The sequence below is a fragment of the Streptomyces sp. NPDC001732 genome (assembly GCF_053596315.1).
This window is the reverse complement of the sequence record NZ_JBSFFY010000012.1, coordinates 1-21,814: the sequence shown is the minus strand read 5'-3', so window position 1 is coordinate 21,814 and position 21,814 is coordinate 1. Positions and strand designations below refer to the sequence as shown.

The following is a 21,814-nucleotide window of genomic DNA, read 5'->3' as shown; positions in this document are numbered from 1 at the left end:
CCGCCGCACTGCCGGGCCCTCGTGCCGTCGCATCCTCGCATCGCCGCGTCGTCGTACGAGGGCCGGCCCCCGCGCCCCGTGCGGGCGGGTGGCGTCCTCAGTCCACGTACACGCCCGCCCGTGCCGCCGCGGCAGCCGCCTCGGCGGCGCGGTCCGCCGTCGCCTCGTCGAGCGATCCCCCGCCGGCCAGCAGTCGGTAGTAGAGGGGGGCCGATACGGCGCGGATCACCTCGCCCGCGTTCGTGCCCGCGGGCAGCTCCCCGCGCTCGACGGCCTCGGTGACGCAGCCCGACCACTCCTCGACGCGGACCGCGTAGAACCGGTGCAGCGCCTCGGCCGTGCGCGGGTCGCACGTGGCCGCGGCGATCACGGACTTGAAGAGAGCGCCCTGCCGGGGGTCGGAGAGGGTCGTGGCCACCAGCCGGGCGTTGGCCCTGAGGTCGTCGATCAGCGAACCCGTGGCCGTACGGGGCGAGGACTGCTCGGCCATGTCGTCGAGCAGGTCCGCGACCAGGCCGGTGGGGGTGGACCAGCGCCGGTAGACGGTCGTCTTGCCGACCTCCGCCCGGCGTGCGACATCGGCCAGATCCAGGCGGTCGAAGCCGTGCTCGGCCAGGGCGTCGCCCGCGGCCCGCAGGACCGATTCCCGGACCCGGGCGGTACGGCCACCGGGCCGGACGCTGCCGGGCTCCACACCCTCAGAAGTCATAACGGGTCTCCAGTTCCATTAGCGACTCTTCCTCTGTTACGGTGGCTTCACCTTAACGGAACTGTAGCCCCGTTAAAAAAACTCCTGCCCGAGGAAGTCCCCTCATGTCCGCACCCTGCCAGGCCCCGTCGGGCACCACCGACACCGACATCGGCATCGACACCGAAATCGGCGTCGGCGCCGACGCCGGTACTCATGCCGCTGCTGCCGCCCCCTCGTCGAAGATCCGCATGACCGGGCGGCAGAAACTCGTCCTCACTCTTCTCCTCGGCGCCCAGTTCATGATCGCCGTGGACTTCTCGATCCTGAACGTCGCGCTGCCGGTCGTCGGCGAAGGGCTGGGGTTCTCCCTCTCGCACCTGCAGTGGATCGCCACCGCGTTCGCGCTCGCCGCCGCCGGTTTCACCCTGCTGTTCGGGCGCGTGGCCGATCTCGTCGGCCGCAAACGGCTGTTCCTCGGCGGCATGACCGTTCTCGGCCTCTCCTCCGTCCTGGGCGGTCTCGCCACCTCGCCCGAAATGCTGCTCGTGGCAAGGGTGTTGCAGGGGCTCGCCACGGCAGCCGTCACCCCGGCCGGGCTCGCGCTGCTGACCACCTCCTTCAAGGAAGGCCCCCTGCGGGAACGCGCTCTCGGCCTCAACGGCGCGCTGATGTCCGCCGGGTTCACCGCCGGAGCCATCCTCGGCGGCCTGCTCACCGATCTGCTCTCCTGGCGCTGGGCGTTCTTCGTCAACGTGCCCGTGGCCGCCCTGGTGGTCGCCCTCGCCCCGTCCGTCATCACCGAATCGCGCCCCGTCGGGCGGCCCCGGCTCGACGTCCCCGGAGCCGTGACCGTCACCGGCGGCCTGCTCCTGCTCGTCTACGGGCTGACGCAGGCAGGCGAGTCCGGCTGGACCACGCCCACCACCCTGGCCGCGCTCCTCGCGGGCCTCGTGCTCCTGGTCGGCTTCTGGACCGTCGAGAAGAGGGCGGCGGCGCCGCTGGTTCCCGTACGCATCCTGAAGCGGCGCAGCGTCATCTGGGGCAACACCGCGGGTCTGATCGCCTTCGTCACCGAGACCTCGCTGGTCTTCCTGCTGACCCTCTACCTGCAGGAGGTGCTCGGCCACTCCCCGCTCGCCACCGGCCTCGCCTTCGGAGTCCTGGGCGTCGGTACCGTGATCGGCGGTGCGTTCGGCGGCCGTGCGGTCGGGCGCTTCGGGAACCGTACGACCATCGTCGTCGGCGGGGTCGTCCAGGCCGTTGCCACGCTCTCCCTGGTGGCGCTCGGAACGGCGGGGGAGTGGATCCTGCTCCTGCTGGCGGCCACCTTCGTCGGCGGCATCGGCAACATGCTGATGATCGTCGGCTTCATGGTCACCGCGACCTCAGGGCTCCCCGACGAGGAGCAGGGGCTGGCCACCGGGCTGGCCACCATGACCCAGCAGGTCGGCATCACCATGGGCATCCCGATCATGAGCGCCGTGGCCACCGCCCGGATGTCCGCCCTCGGCGACACCGGCCCCGGAGGCGTCCTCTCGGGGGTGTCGGTCGCGATCCTGGTCAACTCGGTGCTGGTCCTCGCGGGCGCGCTGCTCGCGGGCGCCTTCCTCGGCCCGCGGCGCGGCGTGGGGAGCGGTGCGGGGAGCGGGGCCCGGGGCGGTACGCGGGAGTGAGCCCGGGGATCGCCGCGGCGGGCCGGACCGGGCGTCACCGCCCCGTCCGGCCCGCCGCTCCGTCCTGTCTGCTGCTCCGTCCGGGCCGCCGACCCGTCTGGCCTGTCGCTCCGTCCGGCCCGTCGGTGGCGCGGCGACGCCGGGCAACGGACCGGCCTGATCCGTCCGTTGTTCGATGCCGCCGCGCTGGTGCGCCTCGGCCCCCGTGCCTCGGCCCCGCGCGTCAGTCCTCGCGCTTCAGCCTCTGCGTCTCAGCCCCCGTCGTGGGCCTTGCGCAGGGCGGCGATGTCCGGCTTCTTCATGGTCATCATCGCCCTCGTGGTTCTGGCGCCCTTCTCCGCGTCCGGGTCGAGGGTCATCTCCATCAGTACCTCGGGCACGACCTGCCAGGAGACGCCGTACCGGTCCTTCAGCCAGCCGCAGGGCCCCTCCTCGCCCCCGTCGGTGAGGCTGCTCCAGTAGTAGTCCACCTCGTCCTGGTCCGCGCAGTTGATCTGGAACGAGACGGCCTCGTTGAACGTGAACTCCGGTCCGCCGTTCACCCCGACGAACTTCTGGCCGTTGAGCTCGAACTCGACCGTCATCACCGATCCGGCGGGCCCCGGCCCCGCCTCGGTGTAGCGGCCGATCCTGCCGATGCGTGAGTTCTTGAAGATCGAGAGGTAGTACTCCGCCGCCTCTTCGGCCTGCCCGTCGAACCACAGACACGTGGTGAAGCCCTCGGTGGTCATTGCTGTCTCCTGTCGTGTGCGCAACCCCGTCAAGTGCGCAACCCCGTAATGTGCACAGCCCCGTTGCCTGCGCATGTCCCCTCATATCGACTGATGCCGCCCCAAAAAATCATCGCTGTACCGGGAGTGACCCGGTGGAGGAGAGTGGGCATCGGCCGACTTCATATGGTCCCTGCGGACGACCCCAAACCGCTTCGGCGACACGGATGCACCCCGCACCGAATGGCCGACACACCCGCACCGATGTACCCGCATCGACGTACCCACGCCGGCCCGCCCGCCCGAATCGGGGCCCGTAGCCCGATCCTCAAGGACGAGCGCGGTCTCCTCCAACTCCTCGATCATGCTGTGGCGTTGGTTCTGACCGCCGTCTACGTCGGCTTCGTCCGGATGGACTTCAAAGACGGCCGGCCGCATTGCGCGGGCCGTTCCGGCCGGGGTTCCTGATCGCCGCCCGGAGCCGGGCCGCCCGCCGGCCCGCTCGCTGGACGGGGTCACGGACCGCGAGCTGGAGGTGCTCGGTCCGATCGCGCGCGGCCTGTCCAACACGGAACTCGCGGAACACCCCCACCTGAGCCCGGCCACGGTCAAGACGCACATCGGCCGTCTGCTCGCCGCACTCGGGGCCCAGTGACCGTGCCCAACTCGTCATCGTCGCCTACGAGACCGGCCCGGTGGACGCCCGGAGACGCAAAGCGTGACCCCGTCCCGTCCTTGCTCACAGGGGTGTCCGCGCAGGCCGGTGGTGGTGACAGGGCGAGGAACCGGCCCCGCTCGGGCAAGGAACCGGACCTGCTCAGGTCAGAGCGAGGAGACCGACGGCGACGGCGGCGGTGCCCAGGCCGACGAGCTGGCCGCGGTGGATGCGTTCGGCGAGCACACCGCGGGCGAGCAGGACCGTCCCGACCGGGTAGAGGGCGGTGATCACGGCGACGACGGCGAGGTCCCCGCTGCGGGCGGCGAGCAGGAACAGCAGGTTCGCCACGGAGTCCAGCGCACCCGCGGCCGCCGACATCGCGTACGCGGGCCGCTCGGAGCCCAGCCTGCGGTGCAGCAGCCCCGCCGCGGTCAGGGTGACGGCGGAGGAGACCGCCCGGCCGATGAGCAGCGGGGCCACCCCGCTGTCGGCGGGTGCCTGGTGCAGGAAGACCAGCTGGAGGGCGATGGCGGCACCGGCCCCGAGGGCCAGCAGCAGCGCCGTACGGGAGGGGCGGGCCGAGCCGGTGCCGTGCCCGGCGCTGACCAGCACCACCGCGACCAGCGCAAGCGGCAGACCGATCAGTCCGGCGGCGGCCAGGTGCTCGCCCTGCAACAGACCCACGCCGACGGGCAGGGCCGCGGACACCAGCGCGGTCACGGGCGACAGCACGTTCATCGGCCCGATCGCCAGGGTGCGGTAGAGCAGCGCGAACGCGGCGGCCGAGGCGACCCCCGACGCGGCGCCCCAGCCGAGGGCGCCCCCGCTGAAGGAGGCGCCGAGCACCGGCCACAGCAGCAGTTCGACCACGAGGCTGGCCGGGGCCGCGATCATCACGGTACGCAGCACATGGGCCTTGCGGGCGCCGAGGCCGCCGAGGAAGTCGGCGCACCCATAAGCGAGCGAGCTGCCCAGAGCCAGCAGCAGAGCGATCACAGCACATCCCTTACCATTCAATGGAATGACCGCACCGTACAACGGACCGACCAAGGTGTGTCAATGAAACGACTGGACGGTTCATTGAAATAGTTCAGCAGTGAGAGATGGTGATCCGGTGACCGAGACAGCCGCAGCCCTGCGGACGGTCGCGCGCAACGTCCGGGCGGCCCGCATCCGGGCGGGCCTGTCCCTGGAGGAACTCGGCCGGCGCGCCCAGGTCAGCAAGGGAGCCCTGGTGGGGCTGGAAAAAGCCCAGGGCAACCCCAACCTGGCCACCCTGGTCCGACTGGCCGACACTCTCGGCATCTCCGTCTCCGCCCTGATGCAGGGCCCCTCCGAAGGCCGCGTCCGGGTCGTGACCGCCGACGCCGTGGCCCCGCTGTGGACCGGGGGGCGTGGCGGTGAGGCCCGGCTCATGCTGACGACCTCGGGCCCGGCGCCCGTCGAGGTCTGGCGCTGGCGACTGCGACCGGACGAGGAATATCCCAGCCACCCCCACCAGGCCGGAGTCGTGGAGACCCTCAGCGTCACCTCGGGCCGGATGACCCTGGTCGTCGATGGTGCCGAGCACACCGTGGAAGCCGGACAGACCGCCACGTTCGACGGCGACACCCCCCACACCTACCGCGGCGCGGGCACCGAGACCTGCCACCTGATCATGACGGTCCACCTGCCGCCCGGCCCCGCCTCCGCGACCTGAGCCACGGGCGTACCCGGAGCAGGTCACGGGCGTGCGGGACGGAGCGTCCGCCCGCGGAGGAGGGCGCTCGATCTCCGAAAGCGCCCTCCACGGAACCGAGTTGAGCAACTGTCGCAAACGCCTCGCACGTCGCGCTCCGCAAGCGGTGTGCCTGGCGTTCCGCCGCTTCTCGTGATCGAATGGCGGCAGCATCGCGTGCCGGTGACGGTCTGCGTCAGGCATGGAGGTGCGGAACCGAAGGGACCGCCATTCATGGCTTCCCACGACAGCGGCCGTGCAGCCGCACTGAGTCTGCAACTCGCACAAGCACATCAAGAACTGCGCCGCCAGATCGACGAGATCAGAGCGGGCCTCGGCCACCGCCGGTTGAGCGACGACACACTCCGCACCCACTGCCTGGCCTTCTGCGACGCATTGACGTCACACCATCAGGGCGAGGACGACGGGTTGTTCTCCCAACTGCTGCGGGAACGCCCGGATCTCACCGCGACGGTCGCGAAGCTCGTCGAGGACCACGGAATGATCACCTCGATCCTGAACCGGGTGAGGGAACTCGCCGACAGGGCGACCGGATCGCGTGGCCCCGCCCTGGAGGAGATCGGGGGCGAGCTCGACGGGCTTGCGGCGATCATGGAATCCCACTTCAGCTACGAAGAACGGACGATCGGCCAGGCGCTCGACGCCGGAGTGCCCGACACGGGCTGGTCCGGCAGGGTGTTCCGGTTCGACACGGCGTGATTCGACACGGTGGGGTCCGACACGACGTGATTCGACGCGGCGTGATCTGACGCGACATGGTCTGGCACGGCGTGGTCCGGCGCTCCCGTCGGGACTCGCGCCGGTGCGTGCCGCGGTTCCGGCGGGATGACGGAGTGCCGCCCTTCGGCCGGCTTCCGGCGCGTCATCCGGAGGCCCGCCTGTTCCGGGGCGTTCGGTCGCGCAGGACGAGCAGGGTCCAGCCGCGGCCGGCCGGGTCGAGCGGTCCGGTCGCGGCGGTGAAGAGTTCCGCGGCTCGGCGGTAGGAAAGCCGTCCCCGGCCGGTCACCGGGCAGCGGTCGGTCGCCGCTGTGCCTGCGGGAGCCCGGCGCTCGGTGACGAACACCGGCCCCGCGGTGCGCCCGGCCAGCAGCATGGGCAGCAGGCGTGCCGTGCCCGGTCCCCAGCTCAGGGGTGCTGTCGCGCTCTCCTTGGTGCGTCGGCCGGGCAGGTCGAGGTGGTCGATGTCGAGGGCGAGCACCTGCTCGACGGGGGCTCGCGACTCGTGGAGGAGATGCCACAGGGCCAACTCCCTGAGCGGAGCCCGCAGGGCAAGGGCGGCGCGGGCCCGATCCGGGACCGTGGCAGTCGCCCTCGCGGCCGCGGGAGCACCGGAGAGGGCGGGCGCCGGGCCCGGGCCCGGCGTCGGCACCACCAGTCCGGTGGCCGGGTCCGCGGCGATCCAGCCTTCTGCCAGCCACCATGCCGTGGCCGCTCGAAGACAGGCCAGTTCGCGGCCCAGCGTGCGTGGTTGTGCGGTGGTGGCGCGGTCGGCCAGTCCCCGTCGCAGTCGTTCCGGTGCCTTCGGATCGTCGAGCAGGGCAAGAGGGACGACGGGCGGGTGGGCGCCCCTGCGTTCACGACCGGTCGGGGGCCGCCGGTCGACCAATGGCCAGGCCCACCCGAACAACGAGATGCGGTAGACGCGACGGGAGGCGCTGCCGAGACCGGCCGCAGCGAGGTAGCGGTCGACGGCGGCACTGTATTCCACCGGCGCCGGACGAAGTGTGCCGATGCCGTCGGTCTGATGCTCTCCCATGCCGCCCTCCCGCAGTAAATGGTCTTCGCGAAGACTTCCCCCATCTATCTCAATCGAGCCTACCACCAGGCATGTTGCAGTAAATGAAGGTTATTTACTGCGCCAATTCGCGCAGAAGTAAAATTGATTGAGAAAGGCTCAATTTTCTTTCCGGAAACGCTTGCGGGGAATGGCTCGGCAGGGGAAGAGTGCGGCCCCATGACGCTTCGTACTCGCTCTCCCGCCCCGTCCGGCTCCCGGCCGGGCGCCCACCGGCTGCGCGTTCTGCGGCACTCACGGTTCCGCCGTTTCCTCGTCGGCCAGAGCACGTCGCTGCTCGGCTCCGGGATGAACACGATCGCCACGACGTTCGCCGTGCTGCAGTTGCCCGGTGGCGGGGTCGACGCCGTCGGCGTGGTGATGGCGGCCCGGATTCTGGCGGTGCTGGCCGTGCTGCTGCTCGGTGGGGTGCTGGCCGATCGGCTGGGGGCCCGCGCGGTCATGCTGACAGCGGATCTGCTTCGGTTCGTCTCCCAAGGCGTGCTGGCCGTGCTGCTGTTCACCCACAGCGCGAGGATCTGGGAAGTGGTCGTGCTGGCGGTGGTACTCGGAATCGGCGAGGGAGGATTCAGCCCGGGGCTGACGGCTCTGGTGCCCGGCCTCGTCCCCGCGGACGACCTCGCGGACGCCAACGCACTGCTGCAGATCACCCAAGCCGTGGCCTCGGTCGTGGGTCCGGGTCTGGCCGGTCTGCTCATCGCGGTCTCCGACGCGGGCACGGTGGTCGCCGTCGACGCGGTCAGCTACGGCGTGAGCGTCCTGGCCCTGGTCGGGCTGCCCCTGTCGCAGTCGGCCGCGCCCCGCCGAGGGTTGCTCACCGACCTGGGACACGGCTGGAAGGAGTTCACCTCCCGCACATGGCTGTGGGTCACGACCCTCCACATCAGCCTCTTCAACTTCTTCCTCTGGGCCCCGTTCCTGGTACTGGGGCCGATGCTCGCCCAGCAGAGGTATGGCGGCGCGAGGGCCTGGGGGCTGGTACTGGCCCTGTACGGCGTCGGCTCGATCGTCGGCGGCCTGGCGCTGCTCGGCAGGAACCCCGGCCGGGCAGTCGCCTGGTCCGTGGTCGCATCCGTCGGCTGGGCCATTCCGGTGGCCGCACTGGCCGCACGGGCGCCGCTGGCCCAGGTGGCAGCCGCCGCACTTCTCGCGGGAGGCGGTGCGGCGGTGTGCAGCGCCCTCATGGCGACCGTCATCCAGCGCGAGATCCCCGCCGAGGCCCGCGGACGCATCGGCGCCTTCGACAGCCTGGGCGCCTTCGCCCTGGGCCCGCTCGGACTGGCCCTGGCCGGCCCGGTGTCGGGCGTCGTGGGCGCGGATCGGCTCCTGGGGTTCGGTGTGCTGTGGCAGCTGATCGCGGTCTCGGTGGTACTGGCGCTCCCTTCCGTACGCAGGCATGACGCAAAGCGACGAGTGGGCCGAACCCCCTGACTCCGGACGCCACGCACGCTGCGGCACCAACCCGGTAGGCGGCATCGCCCCGGCGACGGCCTACTTCTTCACGCGACAGAAGCCCCGCAGCACGCGCCGAGCCCACCGAGCACGCCGCGAAGGCGCTCGCCCGGCACGAGCGTTCGCGACAGAGCCCTGGACCTGCTCGCTCCGGACTTCGCTCCCGGCCTTCTCGTCCGCCGCAGCTGATCTCCCCTTCCTCTCCCGGAACGGCCGAAGGGGTACGACCGCCGGGCGGTCGTACCCCTTCGGAGCAGGGACGAGAAGATCAGGCCTTCTTCGTCTCCCAGAAGATCTTGTCGATCTGGGCGATGTAGTCCAGCGCCTTCTGGCCCGTCGCCGGGTCCGTGGACGCCTTCGCGGCCGACAGGGCCTTCAGGGCGTCGTTGACCAGCTGGTGCAGCTCCGGGTACTTCTCGAAGTGCGGGGGCTTGAAGTAGTCGCTCCACAGCACCGAGATGTGGTGCTTGGCGAGCTCGGCGCGCTGCTCCTTGATGACCACCGCGCGGGCCCGGAAGTGCGGGTCCTCGTTGGCCTGGTACTTCTCCTGGACGGCCTTGACGGACTCCGCCTCGATGCGGGCCTGGGCCGGGTCGTACACGCCGCAGGGCAGGTCGCAGTGGGCGCTGACCTTCACCTTGGGGGCAAACAGGCGGGAAAGCATTGAGCTGTCCTTCCTCGTGATCGTCTTCTCAGGTGGGACATTACTCGGTGGGAGACGGGTTTTCGTGGGTGCCCCCGTGGGCTTAGGCCAAAAGTCCGGGGCGAGGATGGGACCGGTGGCCGAATGTACGGAACGCTGTATCAGGACGTTTACTGATGGGCCGGGGAGGTGCCGGAGGGATGCGGGAGGTGCCGGAGATGTCGGAGGTGCCCGGGTCGGAGCGGAGGCGGGCCGGGCGGGCGGCGTTCCAGGTGGTGGAGGTGACCGGGCCGTCGATGGTGCCGACGCTCCATCACGGGGACTGGCTGCTGGTGCAGTACGGGGCGAGGGTGCGGCCCGGGGACGTGGTGATCCTGCGGCATCCGTTCCAGCAGGACCTGCTCGTCGTCAAGCGGGCCGCAGAGCGCCGTCGGGGCGGCTGGTGGGTGCTGGCCGACAACACCTTCGCGGGCGGGGACAGCACGGACTACGGCACGGTGCCGGAGGAGCTCGTACTGGCCACCGCCCGGGTGCGCTACCGGCCGCTGAAGAAGGATCAGCGGTCGGTGCTGGGCGTGGTGGCCTGGGCCGTCTCCGCGCTGCGGCCGGTCTCGGCGGCCCGTTCCGTCTCCAGGCGCTTCCGGGCCCGGTAGGCGGCCACGTTGGCGCGGGTGGCGCAACGGTCCGAGCAGTAGCGGCGGGAACGGTTGGTGGAGGTGTCGAGGTAGGCGTTGCGGCACGGCGGCGCCTCGCACAGGCCGAGCCGGTCGACCCCGTACGAGGTGAGGTGGAAGGCGAGGCCCATCGCCGCGATGGCGGCGTATCCGGCCGTGGCGTTCGACGGGTGGTCCGCCAGGTGCATGTGCCAGTCCGGCTTGCCGTCCTCGTCCCGGGTCTCGTGGCCGGAGATCTGCGGGCTGACCGGGAATTCCAGCAGCAGTGAGTTGAGCAGGTCGACGGCGAGGGTCTCGTCGCCGCCGTCGGCCGCCTCGAAGACCGCGCGCAACCGTGCCCGTACGGACCTGAAGCGGGTCACGTCCGTGTCGGTCGCCCGCCGGGCCGCCTGGCGGTTGGGGCCGAACAGTTCCCGGACCGCCTCGACGGAGGTGAGGCAGTCCTTGTTGCGGGCCGGCTCCTCGGTGTTGACCAGGCGCACGGCATAGTCCGAGTAATAGGCCAGTTCCACTTGTAGTCCTTACGGCGGCGGTCTAAGGTCGATACAGCCAACGGTGTAATGGGCTTTTACGGATCCAGGGTATTACATGGAGGTTCCTGGTGGTGGAGAAAACGACCAGTACGGACTGGCGGGCCTGGCAGGAGAGCTGGGACCGGCAGCAGGAGTGGTACATGCCCGACCGCGAGGAACGGTTCCGGGTGATGCTGGACATGGTCGAGGCCCTCGTGGGGCCGCGGCCGAGGGTGCTCGACCTCGCGTGCGGTACGGGAAGTATTACGGACCGGCTGCTGAAGCGGTTCCCCGAAGCCACCAGTACCGGTGTCGACCTCGACCCGGCGCTGCTCACCATCGCGCGCGGCCACTTCGACGGCGACGAGCGCGTCACCTTCGTCACCGCCGACCTCAAGGACCCCGACTGGGCAGGGCGGTTGCCGTACGACTCGTACGACGCGGTCCTCACCGCCACCGCCCTGCACTGGCTGCACACCGAGCCGCTCGCCGCGCTCTACCGGCGGATCGGCGGGCTCGTCAGGGACGGCGGGGTGTTCATGAACGCCGACCACATGATCGACACGGGGACGCCGCGCATCAACGCGGCCGAACGCGCCCACCGGCACGCCGCCATGGACCGCGCCAGGGCCGCCGGCGCGCTCGACTGGGCGGACTGGTGGGCCCTCGCCGCCAAGGACCCGGTCCTCGCAGCGCCGACCGCCGAGCGGTACGAGATCTACGGCGAGCACGCGGACGGCGACATGCCGTCCGTGCGATGGCATGCCGACACCCTGCGCGAGGCGGGGTTCGCCGAGGCGCGAGCCGTCTGGGCGTCGCCCTCGGACACCCTGGTGCTCGCGGTGAAGTAGCGGCAGCTCGCGCAGAAGAGGCGGTACGGACAGGGGGGCCGTGCCGCCTCTTCTTGTTTTTCTGCCTCTGCCGCAACCCGCTGTGCGTCCCGCCGCACTGGAAGGGTGAGACGGTCCGCACCCGCGGACCCGGAGAGGGGTGCCGACGATGCGGATCGATGACGATGCCGCGCTGCACGCCTTCGTCGAGGGCAGACGCACCGCCCTGTTCCGCAGTGCGTACCTGCTGTGCGGCGACCGGCACGAGGCCGAGGACCTGGTCCAGGCGACGCTGGTCAAAGTGGTGCTCGGCGGACGGCGGCACGGGCGGCTCGACAACATCGAGGCGTACGCACGCAAGACCCTGGTCAACACCTTCATCGCGGCCCGTCGCCGGTTCTGGCGGCGCGAACAGGCGTACGGCGAACTGCCCGACCGGGCGGGCCGTGCGCCCGACACGGACACCGGCCTTGCGGTGCGGGCGGCCCTCGCCCGGCTCACGGCCAAGCAGCGAGCCGTACTGGTGCTGCGCTACTGGGAGGACCTGAGCGTCGAGGCCACGGCCGAGCTGCTCGGGATGCGGGAGAACACGGTCAAGAGCCACGCGGCTCGGGGGTTGGCGGCGCTGCGCGCCGAGATGGCGGAGGAATTCGTATGAACGACGTGCACGACCTGCTGGCGCGGGCCGCCGAGAACGCGGGGCAGCCGGTCATTTCCACCCGGGCGGTCTATGCCGGGGCAGCCAGGGCGCGCCTGCGCCGCCGGGTCACCGTGTCGGCCGTGGCACTCGCCGTGGTCGCCGTCGGAGCGGCCGCTCTGCCGGGCCTCGCCTCGGGGGCGAAGCCGCAGGAGTCGTCGGTGGCTGCCCCGGCCGAGCTCGCCGGGAACAGGGGCAGGGCCGACCGGCTGGTCAAGCTGCTGCCCAAGGACGTGGGGAGCGTCGAACAGGTCTCGCTGGCCGTCGTCATCAAGCACGCCACCGCCGAACAGGCCGAGGAACACCCGGTGGGGCCGCTGGACGGGCAGTACGCCGTTCGCAGGGACGGAGGCGTCGGCTACCTCACCATCAACACCATGGACGCGAAGGGCGTGAAGCGGAAGCTCGGCGGCTTCGAGCCGGCCGCGGACATCTGCAAGCCGACCAACGGGGAGCCGCGCCCGACCGAATGCGTGCGCGAGGAGCTGCCGGACGGCCGCATCCTGACCATCTGGAGCGATGCGAACGACAACGTCGACGGCGGCACGCCGGACTGGGGGCCCGAGCTCACCGCCCGGCTCACGCTCCCGGACGGCTCCCTGCTGGCCGTCCGGGACAGCACCGGCTTCGTCAGCGACCGGTCGCAGGGGCCGCTGCTGAAGAGCACGCCGCTCACCCGCGCCCAGCTGCGGACCCTGATGCTCAGCCCGGAGCTGCGGATCAAGAAATAGGAAGCAGTACGGGGCGGACAACGGGAGAGGGCGGTACGGACCGGAGTCCGTACCGCCCTCTCGTCCTGCCCGTACCGCTACAGCACCTTCGACAGGAAGGACTTCGTCCGGTCGTGCTGCGGGTTGGTCAGCACGTCGCGCGGGTGGCCCGCCTCGACCACCACGCCGTCGTCCATGAAGACCAGCGCGTCGCCGACCTCACGGGCGAAGCCCATCTCGTGGGTGACGACGACCATCGTCATGCCGTCCTCCGCGAGACCGCGCATGACGTCCAGGACGTCGCCCACCAGCTCCGGGTCGAGCGCCGACGTCGGCTCGTCGAAGAGCATCAGCTTCGGCTCCATGGCCAGGGCACGGGCGATCGCCACCCGCTGCTGCTGGCCGCCGGACAGCTGGGAGGGGAAGTTCTTCGCCTTGCCGGCCAGGCCGACCCGGTCCAGCAGCCGTTCGGCGCGGGCCCTGGCGACGGCCTTGGACTCGCCCTTGACCTGGACCGGGGCCTCCATGACGTTCTCCAGCGCCGTCATGTGCGGGAAGAGGTTGAAGCGCTGGAAGACCATGCCGATGTCCCGGCGCTTCAGGGCGACCTCGCTGTCCTTGAGCTCGTACAGCTTGTCGCCCTTCTGGCGGTAGCCCACCAGGTCGCCGTCCACGTACAGCCGGCCGGCGTTGATCTTCTCCAGGTGGTTGATGCACCGCAGGAAGGTCGACTTGCCGGAACCGGACGGGCCGATCAGACAGAAGACCTCCCGCGGGGCGACCTCCAGGTCGATGCCCTTGAGGATGTGCGCGGCGCCGAAGGACTTGTGGACGCCCTCGGCCTTCACCATGGCGTTCATGCGGAGGCACCTCCCGTGCGACGGTTGCTGAACGACGCGAGGTTGGCCCTGACCCGCTGCCACGGGGTGGGCGGCAGAGTCCGCAGGCTGCCCCGGGCGTAACGACGTTCCAGGTAGTACTGGCCCACACTGAACACACTGGTCATCACGATGTACCAGATCGAGGCGACGAAGAGCATCTCCATCACCGCGTAGCTGGTCGAGCCGATCTGCGAGGTGGAGCGCAGCAGCTCGTTGTACGTGACCGCGTACACCAGCGACGAGGTCTTCAGCATGTTGATGAACTCGTTGCCGGTCGGCGGGATGATCACCCGCAGCGCCTGCGGGAGCACCACCCGGCGCATGGTCTTCGCCTGGGTCATGCCCAGCGCGTGCGACGCCTCGGTCTGGCCCTCGTCCACCGACTGGATGCCGGCCCGGCAGATCTCCGCCATGTACGCGGCCTCGTTGAGACCGAGGCCCAGCAGGGCGCACATGAACGGCGTCATCGCATCGGTCATCTCGTCCTTGTAGATGAACGGGATGTTGATGATCGGGAAGACCAGGGCCAGGTTGAACCAGAGCAGCAGCTGCACGTAGACCGGTGTGCCGCGGAAGAACCAGATGTAGAGCCAGGCGACCCAGCTCGTCACGGGGTTCTTCGAGAGCCGCATCACCGCGAGGAGCACGCCCAGCGCCACGCCGAGGACCATCGCCAGCACACTGATCAGCAGGGTGCGGCTCGCCCCGGCCAGGACGGTCTTGTCGAAGACCTTGTCCTGGACGGCCTGCCACTGGATGTTGCCCTGGGAGAAGGCGTACACGATGGCGGCGAGGACCGCGACGACAACGAGGCCGCTGACCCAGCGGCCGTAGTGCCGTACGGGAATGGCCCGAATGGCCGCCGGTGCACCCGGGGAGACCGGGGAAACGGAGGAAAACTTGGAAACGGGTGAGGCGACGGGCGACGAACCGCCGGACACCTTGTCGAACTTGTCAGTCATGGTGACTGCCCTTCGCTGGGAAGCCGGTCACTTGCCGCCGTTGACGGCGGCCTTGTCGATCGCTCCCGTGCCCGCGCCCCACTTGTCGAGCACCTTCTTGTAGGAGCCGTCCGCGATGATCGCGTCCACGGCTTCCTTGAGCACGTCACGCAGTGCGGTGTTGTCCTTGCTCACGGCGATGCCGAACGGGCCGGCGTCCACCTGCTCGCCGACGACCTCGAAGTCCTTGCCGCCGCCGGACTTGCGGGTCAGGTCGAGCGCGACCGGGTAGTCGTTGACCCCGGCGACCGCGCCGCCGGACTTCACCCGGGTCTGGGCCTCGGTGTCGTTCTCGAAGGACTCGATGTCGATGGCCTTCTTGCCGCTCGCCTCGCACGCCTTGGACTGCTTCTGCAGGGTCGCCTCGTACGTGGTGCCCCGCTGGACCGCCGTGGTCCGGCCGCACAGGTCCTCGATGGAGTTGATGCCGTCGGGGTTGCCCTTCTTGGTGTAGACGGCGGTACCGGCCAGGAAGTAGTCGACGAAGTCGACGCCCTTGCCGAGCTTCTTGCCCTTGTCGTCCAGGCCCTCCTGGCGCTGCTTGTTGTCCGTGATGGACGACATGGCGATGTCGTGGCGGCCGGTGTTCAGCGCGGTGATCAGACCGTCGAAGGAGCCCGAGGTGAACGTGAACCGCACCCCCAGCTGCTTGCCGAGGGCCTCGGCGATGTCGGGGTCGACGCCGACGATCTTTCCGTTCTCCACCGACTCCATCGGGGCGTACTCGGCATTCGTGCCGACCTTGATGACGCCGGACTTCCGGTACTTCTCGGGCAGCTTGTCGAAGAGCGGGGCGCTGTTCCTGGAAGTGGTCTCTCCGCCGGTCTTCGTCGACCCGCTGTTGGTCTGATCGCCACAGGCGGTCAGCAGCATGGTGCCGGCGACCGCGATGGCGCCGACCGCTGCAATTCGGTGTCTCGCAGGCGTACGACGAGTGGTGCATGCGGCCATGATCAGGTTCCTCCGGCAGTTGTGCGTGGTGTTGCCAGGCAGTGCAGACACAAGACGTCGGATGTCGCCGCCCTGCGTGATAGGGCATCTTGCCATTCGGACTAGCCCGTTCAGGGGGCCTGTCATGTCAAAATCGGATAACGGGTGAACCCTGAACATCGAGGTCCGGGGCGTGTGCGCCGGACTATCTCTGGGGTTTTCCTGTCCACGCCGGAGGATCTGTGGCGCGGCTCGACAGGTGGACGCTTTTTCGTCGCTTGTTCTAGTTGTCCTGATATTCGACTATGAGCCACGTCACCGCACCGATATGAACTCGTCCGTAATGAGGTCCGTCCGGTAAGAAAGACCTTTACACCCCTCATCCGGGGCTCAGGGCGCGTGTGCGGCGCGCCCGCGCGTATGTATTTCCCCCTGCCGGGGCGGGCCAACCGCCGGTGCAGGGCACGTACGCGGTGCCCGCCCACCCCTCCTCAACCAGGAGTGGCCACCCTCAAACGATGAAGACTTAAGGGGTCAACACCATGGCAGCGGAGATCGTCAATCCTCGCAGCGACAGCACCACCGACAGCACCACCGATGAGCCGTTCGATCCGGCCTTCGCGCTCCACCGCGGCGGGAAGATGGCCGTGCAGGCCACCGTCCCGATCCGCGACAAGGACGACCTGTCCCTCGCGTACACCCCCGGCGTCGCCAAGGTGTGCAGCGCCATCGCCGAGAGTCCCGAGCTGGTCCACGACTACACCTGGAAGTCGCAGGTCGTCGCCGTCGTGACGGACGGCACCGCGGTCCTCGGCCTCGGTGACATCGGGCCCGAGGCATCCCTCCCGGTGATGGAGGGCAAGGCGATCCTCTTCAAGCAGTTCGGCGGCGTGGACGCGGTCCCGATCGCGCTCGCGACCACCGACGCGGACGAGATCGTGGAGACGGTCGTCCGGCTCGCGCCGTCCTTCGGCGGGGTCAACCTGGAGGACATCTCGGCGCCGCGCTGCTTCGAGATCGAGCGCAAGCTCCAGGAGCGGCTCGACATCCCGGTCTTCCACGACGACCAGCACGGCACCGCGGTCGTGACGCTCGCGGCCCTGCGCAACGCCGCGAAGCTGTCCGGCCGCAGCCTCGGCGACCTGCGCGCGGTGATCTCCGGCGCGGGCGCGGCCGGGGTGGCCATCGCCAAGTTCCTGCTGGAGGCGGGGCTCGGCGACGTGGCCGTGGCCGACCGCAAGGGCATCGTCAGCCGGGACCGCGAGGACCTGACGGAGGTCAAGCGGGAGCTGGCCGGGATCACCAACCGGGCCGGGATCTCCGGCACGCTGGAGAGCGCGCTGGCCGGTGCGGACGTCTTCATCGGCGTCTCCGGCGGTACGGTCCCCGAGACGGCCGTCGCCTCGATGGCCCCCGGCGCGTTCGTCTTCGCCATGGCCAACCCGAACCCCGAGGTCCACCCCGACGTCGCGCACAAGTACGCGTCCGTCGTGGCGACCGGGCGGTCCGACTACCCCAACCAGATCAACAACGTGCTGGCCTTCCCCGGCATCTTCGCGGGCGCCCTCCAGGTCCGGGCCTCCCGGATCACCGAGGGCATGAAGATCGCCGCGGCGAACGCGCTGGCCGACGTCGTGGGCGACGAGCTGGCGGCGGACTACGTGATCCCCTCGCCGTTCGACGAGCGGGTGGCCCCGGCGGTGACGGCCGCGGTGGCCGCGGCGGCACGCGCGGAGGGCGTGGCCCGGCGCTGAACCCCGGTCCTCCGTCCGGACCACCACCGGCCGCTGGGTGTGCGAGCCCGGTGGGACCCGGACGGAGACCCCTGGGCGGGGTGCGGACGCGGGTGTGGGTGCCCGGTCGAGGAGTGTGGCCGCGGGCGGACGAGCCCGCCCGCGGCGGACCCGTTCCGCACCTCGCCCTTTTCGGTGCCCGTGCCCGTGGCCAGGGGTATGCCGAAGGTCGAGGGGCGAGCGCTGTCCGCCCTACTGCGTGTGGGCCGCCGTGATTGCCACGGCGGCCCTGATCTGTGCGGAGAGCCGGGGCGCGTCCTCGGTGTAGCCGGTCAGTACCAGCCGTCCGCCTTCCCGGAGCCGGATGATCAGGTGGACGTCCCAGCCCATGAGCCGGCCCAGGGCGTGGTTCTGTCCGCGCTCGGTCAGGCTGCGGATCGCCGTCCAGGGCAGTACCCGGGTCTCCCCGGTGCGTCGGTAGACCAGTCCCTCCTCGCGCAGCACGAAGACCTCGCCGTGCCGCTGCAAGGTCCGCAGGCCGTTGGAGATGCCGCCGTAGACCCCTAAGAGCGCGCCGCCCCACAGCAGGCCGGCGAATTGCGCGCCGTCACCGTTCGAGGAGAAGACGGCGATGGTCACCGGCACGGCGACGGCCAGGAAGGCCAGGCCGACCAGCAGCGCGCCGATCGCGATGCGCCCACGACGCGTGTTGTCCGTCGGATGGTTACGGATGAAGGCGCCCAGCGCGCGCTCAGCCTCCCTGGACATGAATGCCTCTCCCCCCGGGGCCTCTTCCACAAATGCCGCCAGTCTGCGGGAGGACCAGGCGGGGGACAAGGGGGAGGCGCGAGCGGGAAGGGTACGCGGTGCGAGTGGGGAAGGGGAGCGGTGCGAGGGCGAAAGGGGAGCGGTGCGAGCGGGAGGGGACGCGGTGCGCGTCACACCCGTGGCCGGTTACGCAGGTCCGTGCCCCGGCCTATCGTCGGGGCCATGTTCGCCGCCTACGCATCCCGCATCGACCGCGACCAGCCCCTCAACGGCCTTGAGCTGGGGGAACGCCCCGCCCCCGAGGCGCGACCCGGCTGGACCACCGTCAACGTGAGGGCCGCCTCCCTCAACCACCACGACCTCTGGTCCCTGCGCGGCGTCGGCCTCGCGGAGGACAAGCTGCCGATGATCCTCGGCTGCGACGCGGCCGGGATCGACGAGAACGGCAACGAGGTCGTCCTGCACTCCGTCATCGGCCAGAGCGGCCACGGCGTCGGGCCGGGGGAGCCCCGCTCCATCCTCACCGAGCGCTACCAGGGCACCTTCGCGGAGCAGGTCGCCGTACCCAGCTGGAACGTACTGCCCAAGCCGAAGGAGCTCACCTTCGAGCAGGCCGCCTGTCTGCCGACCGCCTGGCTCACCGCGTACCGGATGCTCTTCACCAACGCGGGGGTGCGCCCCGGCGACTCGGTCCTCGTCCAGGGGGCCGGCGGCGGTGTCGCCACGGCGGCGATCGTGCTCGGCCGGGCGGCCGGGCTGCGGATCTACGCCACCAGCCGCGACGAGGCCAGGCGCAGGCGCGCCGTCGAACTCGGCGCGACCGAGGCGTTCGAACCGGGCGCGCGGCTGCCACAGCGCGTGGACGCGGTCATCGAGACGGTCGGGGCCGCCACCTGGTCCCACTCGGTGAAGTCGCTGCGCCCCGGCGGCACGATCGTCATCTCCGGCGCGACCAGCGGCGACCGGCCCTCGCACGCCGAGCTGACCCGGATCTTCTTCCTGGAGCTGAAGGTCGTCGGCTCGACCATGGGCTCCAAGGACGAGCTGGAGGACCTGCTGGCGTTCTGCGCGACGACCGGGGTGCGGCCCGTCATCGACGAGGTGCTGCCGCTGGACCGGGCCCGCGAGGGCTTCGAACGGCTGGAATCGGGCGACCAGTTCGGAAAGATTGTGCTCACCTGCCCTTGAGGTGTCCGGGGTGAGCTGCTCTGATCTGCGCCATGCGAATGCGGACGCGGATACGAATGGGCAGCGTACTCACCTCGATCGTCACATCGTTCGTGCTCGCGGCGGGGGCGCTCGCCCCCGCCGCCGACGCACGTCCCGCACCACCGGCATCGAAACCGGCACCGGAACGGACCGGCATCCCCCGCCTCACCGACGACGCCGGGCGCACGCTCACCCTGCGCGGCTGGAACGTCGAGGACAAGGCGAACAGCGGTGACAAGGCGCTCACCGCCATCACCGAGAAGCACTTCCGCGACCTGCGGGCCAAGGGCTTCAACTTCGCCCGGCTGCTCATCTTCTGGGACGACCTGGAGCCGCGCCGGGGCCACTACAGCGGCGAGTACCTGCGCCGGATCGACCGGATACTCGACTGGGCGCGGAAGTACGACATCCAGGTGCTGCTCGACGCCCACCAGGATGTGTTCGGTCCGGCGTTCGGCCACCGCGGCATCCCCGCCTGGGCGACCCGCACCGACGGGCTGCCCTTCACGCCGCACCCCGACGACTGGTTCTCGGAGTACTTCGAGCCCGCCGTCCAGCGCGCCTTCACCCACCTCTACGAGGACCCCGACCTCCAGCGCGCCCAGGCCCGGATGTGGCAGGTCGTCGCCGCGCGCTTCCGGAACCACCCCGCCGTGCTCGGCTACGACCTGATCAACGAGCCGATGGGGGAGCTCGCCGAGGGCGAGGACCTGGCGACGGCCGCCCGCCGCATCGAGGCCCGGCAGCTCACCCCGATGTACAACAGGCTCGCCCGCGCGGTCCGTTCGGTCGACCGCACCAACTGGCTGTTCGTCGAACCCACCCCCATCGTCGGCGAGGGCGTGCCCACCGGCCTGGGCGCGATCAGGGACCACCGGACCGTCTACGCCCCGCACTTCTACAACGCCGCGATGGAGGCGGGCGCCGACTACGACCCCTCGGCCGGCTGGATCGAGTCGTACGAGGCGGCCGTCACCGCGTACCCGGAACAGCGGCACGTCCCGGTCGTCGTCGGGGAGTGGGGCCCGCTGAACAACACACTGCCGATGATGGGCCGCTTCTACCGGGACGCGATGACCTCCCTGAGCCGCTACACCTCGGGCTGGGCGGGCTACGTGTGGTGCTACGGCGGGGGCTACTGCGCCCTGGACAAGGACGGCGCCTTCGCGGCCAACAAGGAGCGGACCGCCACCCCGTACGCGCCCGCCGTCGCCGGAACCGTCCACTCCGACACGTACGACGACACCGCCCGCGTCTACCGGCTCGACTACACGGCGGGCCGCCGGGGCGTCACCGAGATCTCCCTGCCGCCGACGGCGGGGCAGTGGCGGGTCTCCGTGCGCGGTCGCGCCGAGGTCCGCAGGCACGGCGACGAGGTGCGGGTCCGGGCCCGCGCGGGGGAGCGCGTCACGGTCACGATCACGGCCACCGGGACGACCCACGGCCGGGCGGAGCGCTGAGCACACCCCGTCCGGCACGCCTCCCGCTTGTCAACTTTGGTTGACAAGCGGGAGGCGTCAACCTAAATTGACAGCATGACCGAAGCGACGGATCTCGCCGCGCGCGCAGGCGACCGCGACCCCCGGGTGGGGCTGCGGGCGGTCGCCGCGCTGCGCCGACTGCTGGAACAACTGGAAGCCGTACAGGTCAGGAGCGCCCGCGCGCAGGGCTGGTCGTGGCAGGAGATCGCGGCCGAACTGGGCGTCAGTCGACAGGCCGTGCACAAGAAGTACGGGAGGCATTGATGTTCGAACGCTTCACCCGGGGCGCCCGGGAGACCGTGACCGGCGCCGTGACCCATGCCGAACGGACCCGCGCCGAATCGATCACCGAGGAACACCTGCTGCTCGCCCTGCTGGACCGGCAGGAGGGCCGGGCCGGCTTCGCCCTCGCCGCGCTCGGCCTGGCCGACCGCCGCGCGTCCGTCGAGGCCGATCTGGCCGAGGCGCGCCGTCGCGGCGGGCTGACCCGGGCCGACACGGAAGCGCTCGCCGGTCTCGGCATCGACGTGACCGAGATCGTGGCCCGCGTCGAGGAGGTCCACGGGGAGGGGGCGCTGGACCGGGGCAGGAGACGCGGCACCGGGCGCCGCCCGTTCACCCGCGGCGCGAAGGGCGTCCTGGCGAGGTCGCTGCGGATCGCGACGGGACGCAAGGACCGCTCGATCGGCGACGAGCACCTCCTGCTGGCCCTGACCGCCTGCCCCGGCGTGACCGCCGACGTGCTCGCCGCGCACGGCGCGACGTACGAGACGGTGAACCGCGCGCTGTACGGCGCCGGGGAAGCGGACGAGGGCCCCTGGAGACAGGCGGGCTGAACCACGGGGGCGGGGGAACTCGGCCGCGGCCCGGGGAAGTTCAACCGCGGGCCGGGAGAGGCGAACCGCGGGCCGAGGGGAGGGGCGTACGCCGGTGCGGGGCGCCCCGCCCCCGCGGGGGCCCCGCCCCCCCGCCGGGGCCCCCCCCCCCCGGCGCCCCGGCGCCCGCGGACCCCCCCCCGCCCCGCCGCC

24 protein-coding genes are annotated in these 21,814 nt (G+C 70.7%); 14 read left to right on the top strand and 10 right to left on the bottom strand.

Features of this window, described 5'->3' with window-relative positions; all coding sequences use genetic code 11:
• Positions 1-97: 97 nt before the first annotated feature.
• Positions 98-709 carry a TetR/AcrR family transcriptional regulator gene (locus ACWCXX_RS15045; protein ID WP_451127153.1) on the bottom strand — a complete coding sequence of 204 codons (612 nt, stop codon included), beginning with the start codon at positions 707-709 and terminating at the stop codon, positions 98-100.
• Positions 710-813: 104 nt separating this feature from the next.
• Here ACWCXX_RS15045 and ACWCXX_RS15040 point away from each other — a divergent pair, with 104 nt between their 5' ends.
• Positions 814-2,364, top strand: coding sequence for an MFS transporter (locus ACWCXX_RS15040; protein WP_451127151.1), 1,551 nt, complete (start codon positions 814-816; stop codon positions 2,362-2,364).
• A 251-nt stretch (positions 2,365-2,615) separates the two neighbouring features.
• Here the strand turns inward: ACWCXX_RS15040 and ACWCXX_RS15035 are convergent, their stop codons facing one another.
• Entirely contained in the window at positions 2,616-3,095 is a 480-nt protein-coding gene (locus ACWCXX_RS15035) for a VOC family protein (RefSeq protein ID WP_451127149.1), read from the bottom strand.
• 514 nt (positions 3,096-3,609) lie between these two features.
• On the opposite strand from ACWCXX_RS15035, the gene ACWCXX_RS15030 reads away from it, so the two are divergent.
• Positions 3,610-3,729: a LuxR C-terminal-related transcriptional regulator gene (locus tag ACWCXX_RS15030; RefSeq protein ID WP_451127147.1), complete on the top strand. Its 120-nt coding sequence runs from the start codon at positions 3,610-3,612 to the stop codon at positions 3,727-3,729.
• Between the two features lie 162 nt (positions 3,730-3,891).
• Here the strand turns inward: ACWCXX_RS15030 and ACWCXX_RS15025 are convergent, their stop codons facing one another.
• A complete protein-coding gene (locus ACWCXX_RS15025) occupies positions 3,892-4,728 on the bottom strand; it encodes an EamA family transporter (protein WP_451127145.1) in 837 nt (278 codons plus the stop codon).
• A 118-nt stretch (positions 4,729-4,846) separates the two neighbouring features.
• Between ACWCXX_RS15025 and ACWCXX_RS15020 the strand changes: the two genes are divergently transcribed.
• Positions 4,847-5,431 carry a helix-turn-helix domain-containing protein gene (locus ACWCXX_RS15020; protein WP_451127143.1) on the top strand — a complete coding sequence of 195 codons (585 nt, stop codon included), beginning with the start codon at positions 4,847-4,849 and terminating at the stop codon, positions 5,429-5,431.
• A gap of 252 nt (positions 5,432-5,683) precedes the next feature.
• On the top strand, positions 5,684-6,169 hold the full coding sequence (locus ACWCXX_RS15015; protein WP_451127141.1) for a hemerythrin domain-containing protein: 486 nt from the start codon (positions 5,684-5,686) through the stop codon (positions 6,167-6,169).
• Between the two features lie 163 nt (positions 6,170-6,332).
• Here the strand turns inward: ACWCXX_RS15015 and ACWCXX_RS15010 are convergent, their stop codons facing one another.
• Complete coding sequence (locus ACWCXX_RS15010) at positions 6,333-7,226, bottom strand: hypothetical protein (RefSeq protein WP_451127139.1); 894 nt, start codon at positions 7,224-7,226, stop codon at positions 6,333-6,335.
• 198 nt (positions 7,227-7,424) lie between these two features.
• Here ACWCXX_RS15010 and ACWCXX_RS15005 point away from each other — a divergent pair, with 198 nt between their 5' ends.
• Positions 7,425-8,696, top strand: coding sequence for an MFS transporter (locus tag ACWCXX_RS15005; protein ID WP_451127137.1), 1,272 nt, complete (start codon positions 7,425-7,427; stop codon positions 8,694-8,696).
• Positions 8,697-8,985: 289 nt separating this feature from the next.
• Here the strand turns inward: ACWCXX_RS15005 and sodN are convergent, their stop codons facing one another.
• Positions 8,986-9,381 (bottom strand): superoxide dismutase, Ni, encoded by a 396-nt coding sequence (sodN, locus tag ACWCXX_RS15000; protein WP_072483792.1) that lies wholly within the window; start codon positions 9,379-9,381, stop codon positions 8,986-8,988.
• Positions 9,382-9,560: 179 nt separating this feature from the next.
• On the opposite strand from sodN, the gene sodX reads away from it, so the two are divergent.
• A complete protein-coding gene (gene sodX / locus ACWCXX_RS14995) occupies positions 9,561-10,013 on the top strand; it encodes a nickel-type superoxide dismutase maturation protease (protein WP_451127135.1) in 453 nt (150 codons plus the stop codon).
• On the opposite strand, the gene ACWCXX_RS14990 is transcribed toward sodX, so the two are convergent.
• The gene (locus ACWCXX_RS14990; protein WP_392260602.1) at positions 9,917-10,546 is read right to left on the bottom strand and encodes a CGNR zinc finger domain-containing protein; all 630 of its coding nucleotides are present in this window, start codon (positions 10,544-10,546) and stop codon (positions 9,917-9,919) included. The two genes, sodX and ACWCXX_RS14990, sit on opposite strands and share 97 nt — an antisense overlap.
• Before the next feature lie 89 nt (positions 10,547-10,635).
• Here ACWCXX_RS14990 and ACWCXX_RS14985 point away from each other — a divergent pair, with 89 nt between their 5' ends.
• The 3 genes from ACWCXX_RS14985 (at position 10,636) to ACWCXX_RS14975 (ending at position 12,804) form a co-directional block, all read left to right on the top strand.
• Positions 10,636-11,397 (top strand): class I SAM-dependent methyltransferase, encoded by a 762-nt coding sequence (locus ACWCXX_RS14985; RefSeq protein ID WP_451127133.1) that lies wholly within the window; start codon positions 10,636-10,638, stop codon positions 11,395-11,397.
• Positions 11,398-11,545: 148 nt separating this feature from the next.
• Positions 11,546-12,034, top strand: coding sequence for a SigE family RNA polymerase sigma factor (locus ACWCXX_RS14980; protein ID WP_451127131.1), 489 nt, complete (start codon positions 11,546-11,548; stop codon positions 12,032-12,034).
• On the top strand, positions 12,031-12,804 hold the full coding sequence (locus ACWCXX_RS14975) for a hypothetical protein (RefSeq protein WP_451127129.1): 774 nt from the start codon (positions 12,031-12,033) through the stop codon (positions 12,802-12,804). The genes ACWCXX_RS14980 and ACWCXX_RS14975 overlap by 4 nt, the downstream gene beginning before the upstream one ends.
• A 77-nt stretch (positions 12,805-12,881) precedes the next feature.
• On the opposite strand, the gene ACWCXX_RS14970 is transcribed toward ACWCXX_RS14975, so the two are convergent.
• From ACWCXX_RS14970 to ACWCXX_RS14960, 3 genes are read right to left on the bottom strand one after another with little or no spacing between them, the layout of a single operon-like run.
• Positions 12,882-13,643, bottom strand: coding sequence for an amino acid ABC transporter ATP-binding protein (locus ACWCXX_RS14970; RefSeq protein ID WP_356930843.1), 762 nt, complete (start codon positions 13,641-13,643; stop codon positions 12,882-12,884).
• Complete coding sequence (locus tag ACWCXX_RS14965; RefSeq protein ID WP_451127126.1) at positions 13,640-14,626, bottom strand: amino acid ABC transporter permease; 987 nt, start codon at positions 14,624-14,626, stop codon at positions 13,640-13,642. Before ACWCXX_RS14965 ends, ACWCXX_RS14970 begins: the two co-directional genes overlap by 4 nt.
• Positions 14,627-14,653: 27 nt before the next feature.
• A complete protein-coding gene (locus ACWCXX_RS14960; RefSeq protein ID WP_451127124.1) occupies positions 14,654-15,616 on the bottom strand; it encodes an ABC transporter substrate-binding protein in 963 nt (320 codons plus the stop codon).
• A 521-nt stretch (positions 15,617-16,137) separates the two neighbouring features.
• Here ACWCXX_RS14960 and ACWCXX_RS14955 point away from each other — a divergent pair.
• Entirely contained in the window at positions 16,138-17,349 is a 1,212-nt protein-coding gene (locus tag ACWCXX_RS14955) for an NAD(P)-dependent malic enzyme (protein ID WP_451127122.1), read from the top strand.
• Between the two features lie 231 nt (positions 17,350-17,580).
• Here the strand turns inward: ACWCXX_RS14955 and ACWCXX_RS14950 are convergent, their stop codons facing one another.
• Positions 17,581-18,096, bottom strand: coding sequence for a hypothetical protein (locus tag ACWCXX_RS14950; protein ID WP_451127120.1), 516 nt, complete (start codon positions 18,094-18,096; stop codon positions 17,581-17,583).
• Between the two features lie 222 nt (positions 18,097-18,318).
• Between ACWCXX_RS14950 and ACWCXX_RS14945 the strand changes: the two genes are divergently transcribed.
• The 4 genes from ACWCXX_RS14945 (at position 18,319) to ACWCXX_RS14930 (ending at position 21,622) form a co-directional block, all read left to right on the top strand.
• A complete protein-coding gene (locus ACWCXX_RS14945; protein WP_451127118.1) occupies positions 18,319-19,284 on the top strand; it encodes a zinc-binding dehydrogenase in 966 nt (321 codons plus the stop codon).
• Positions 19,285-19,340: 56 nt separating this feature from the next.
• Positions 19,341-20,765, top strand: a complete 1,425-nt coding sequence (locus ACWCXX_RS14940; RefSeq protein WP_451127116.1) for a cellulase family glycosylhydrolase — start codon at positions 19,341-19,343, stop codon at positions 20,763-20,765.
• A gap of 75 nt (positions 20,766-20,840) precedes the next feature.
• On the top strand, positions 20,841-21,050 hold the full coding sequence (locus ACWCXX_RS14935; protein ID WP_056794174.1) for a helix-turn-helix domain-containing protein: 210 nt from the start codon (positions 20,841-20,843) through the stop codon (positions 21,048-21,050).
• A complete protein-coding gene (locus ACWCXX_RS14930) occupies positions 21,050-21,622 on the top strand; it encodes a Clp protease N-terminal domain-containing protein (protein WP_451127114.1) in 573 nt (190 codons plus the stop codon). Before ACWCXX_RS14935 ends, ACWCXX_RS14930 begins: the two co-directional genes overlap by 1 nt.
• Positions 21,623-21,814 lie beyond the last annotated feature (192 nt).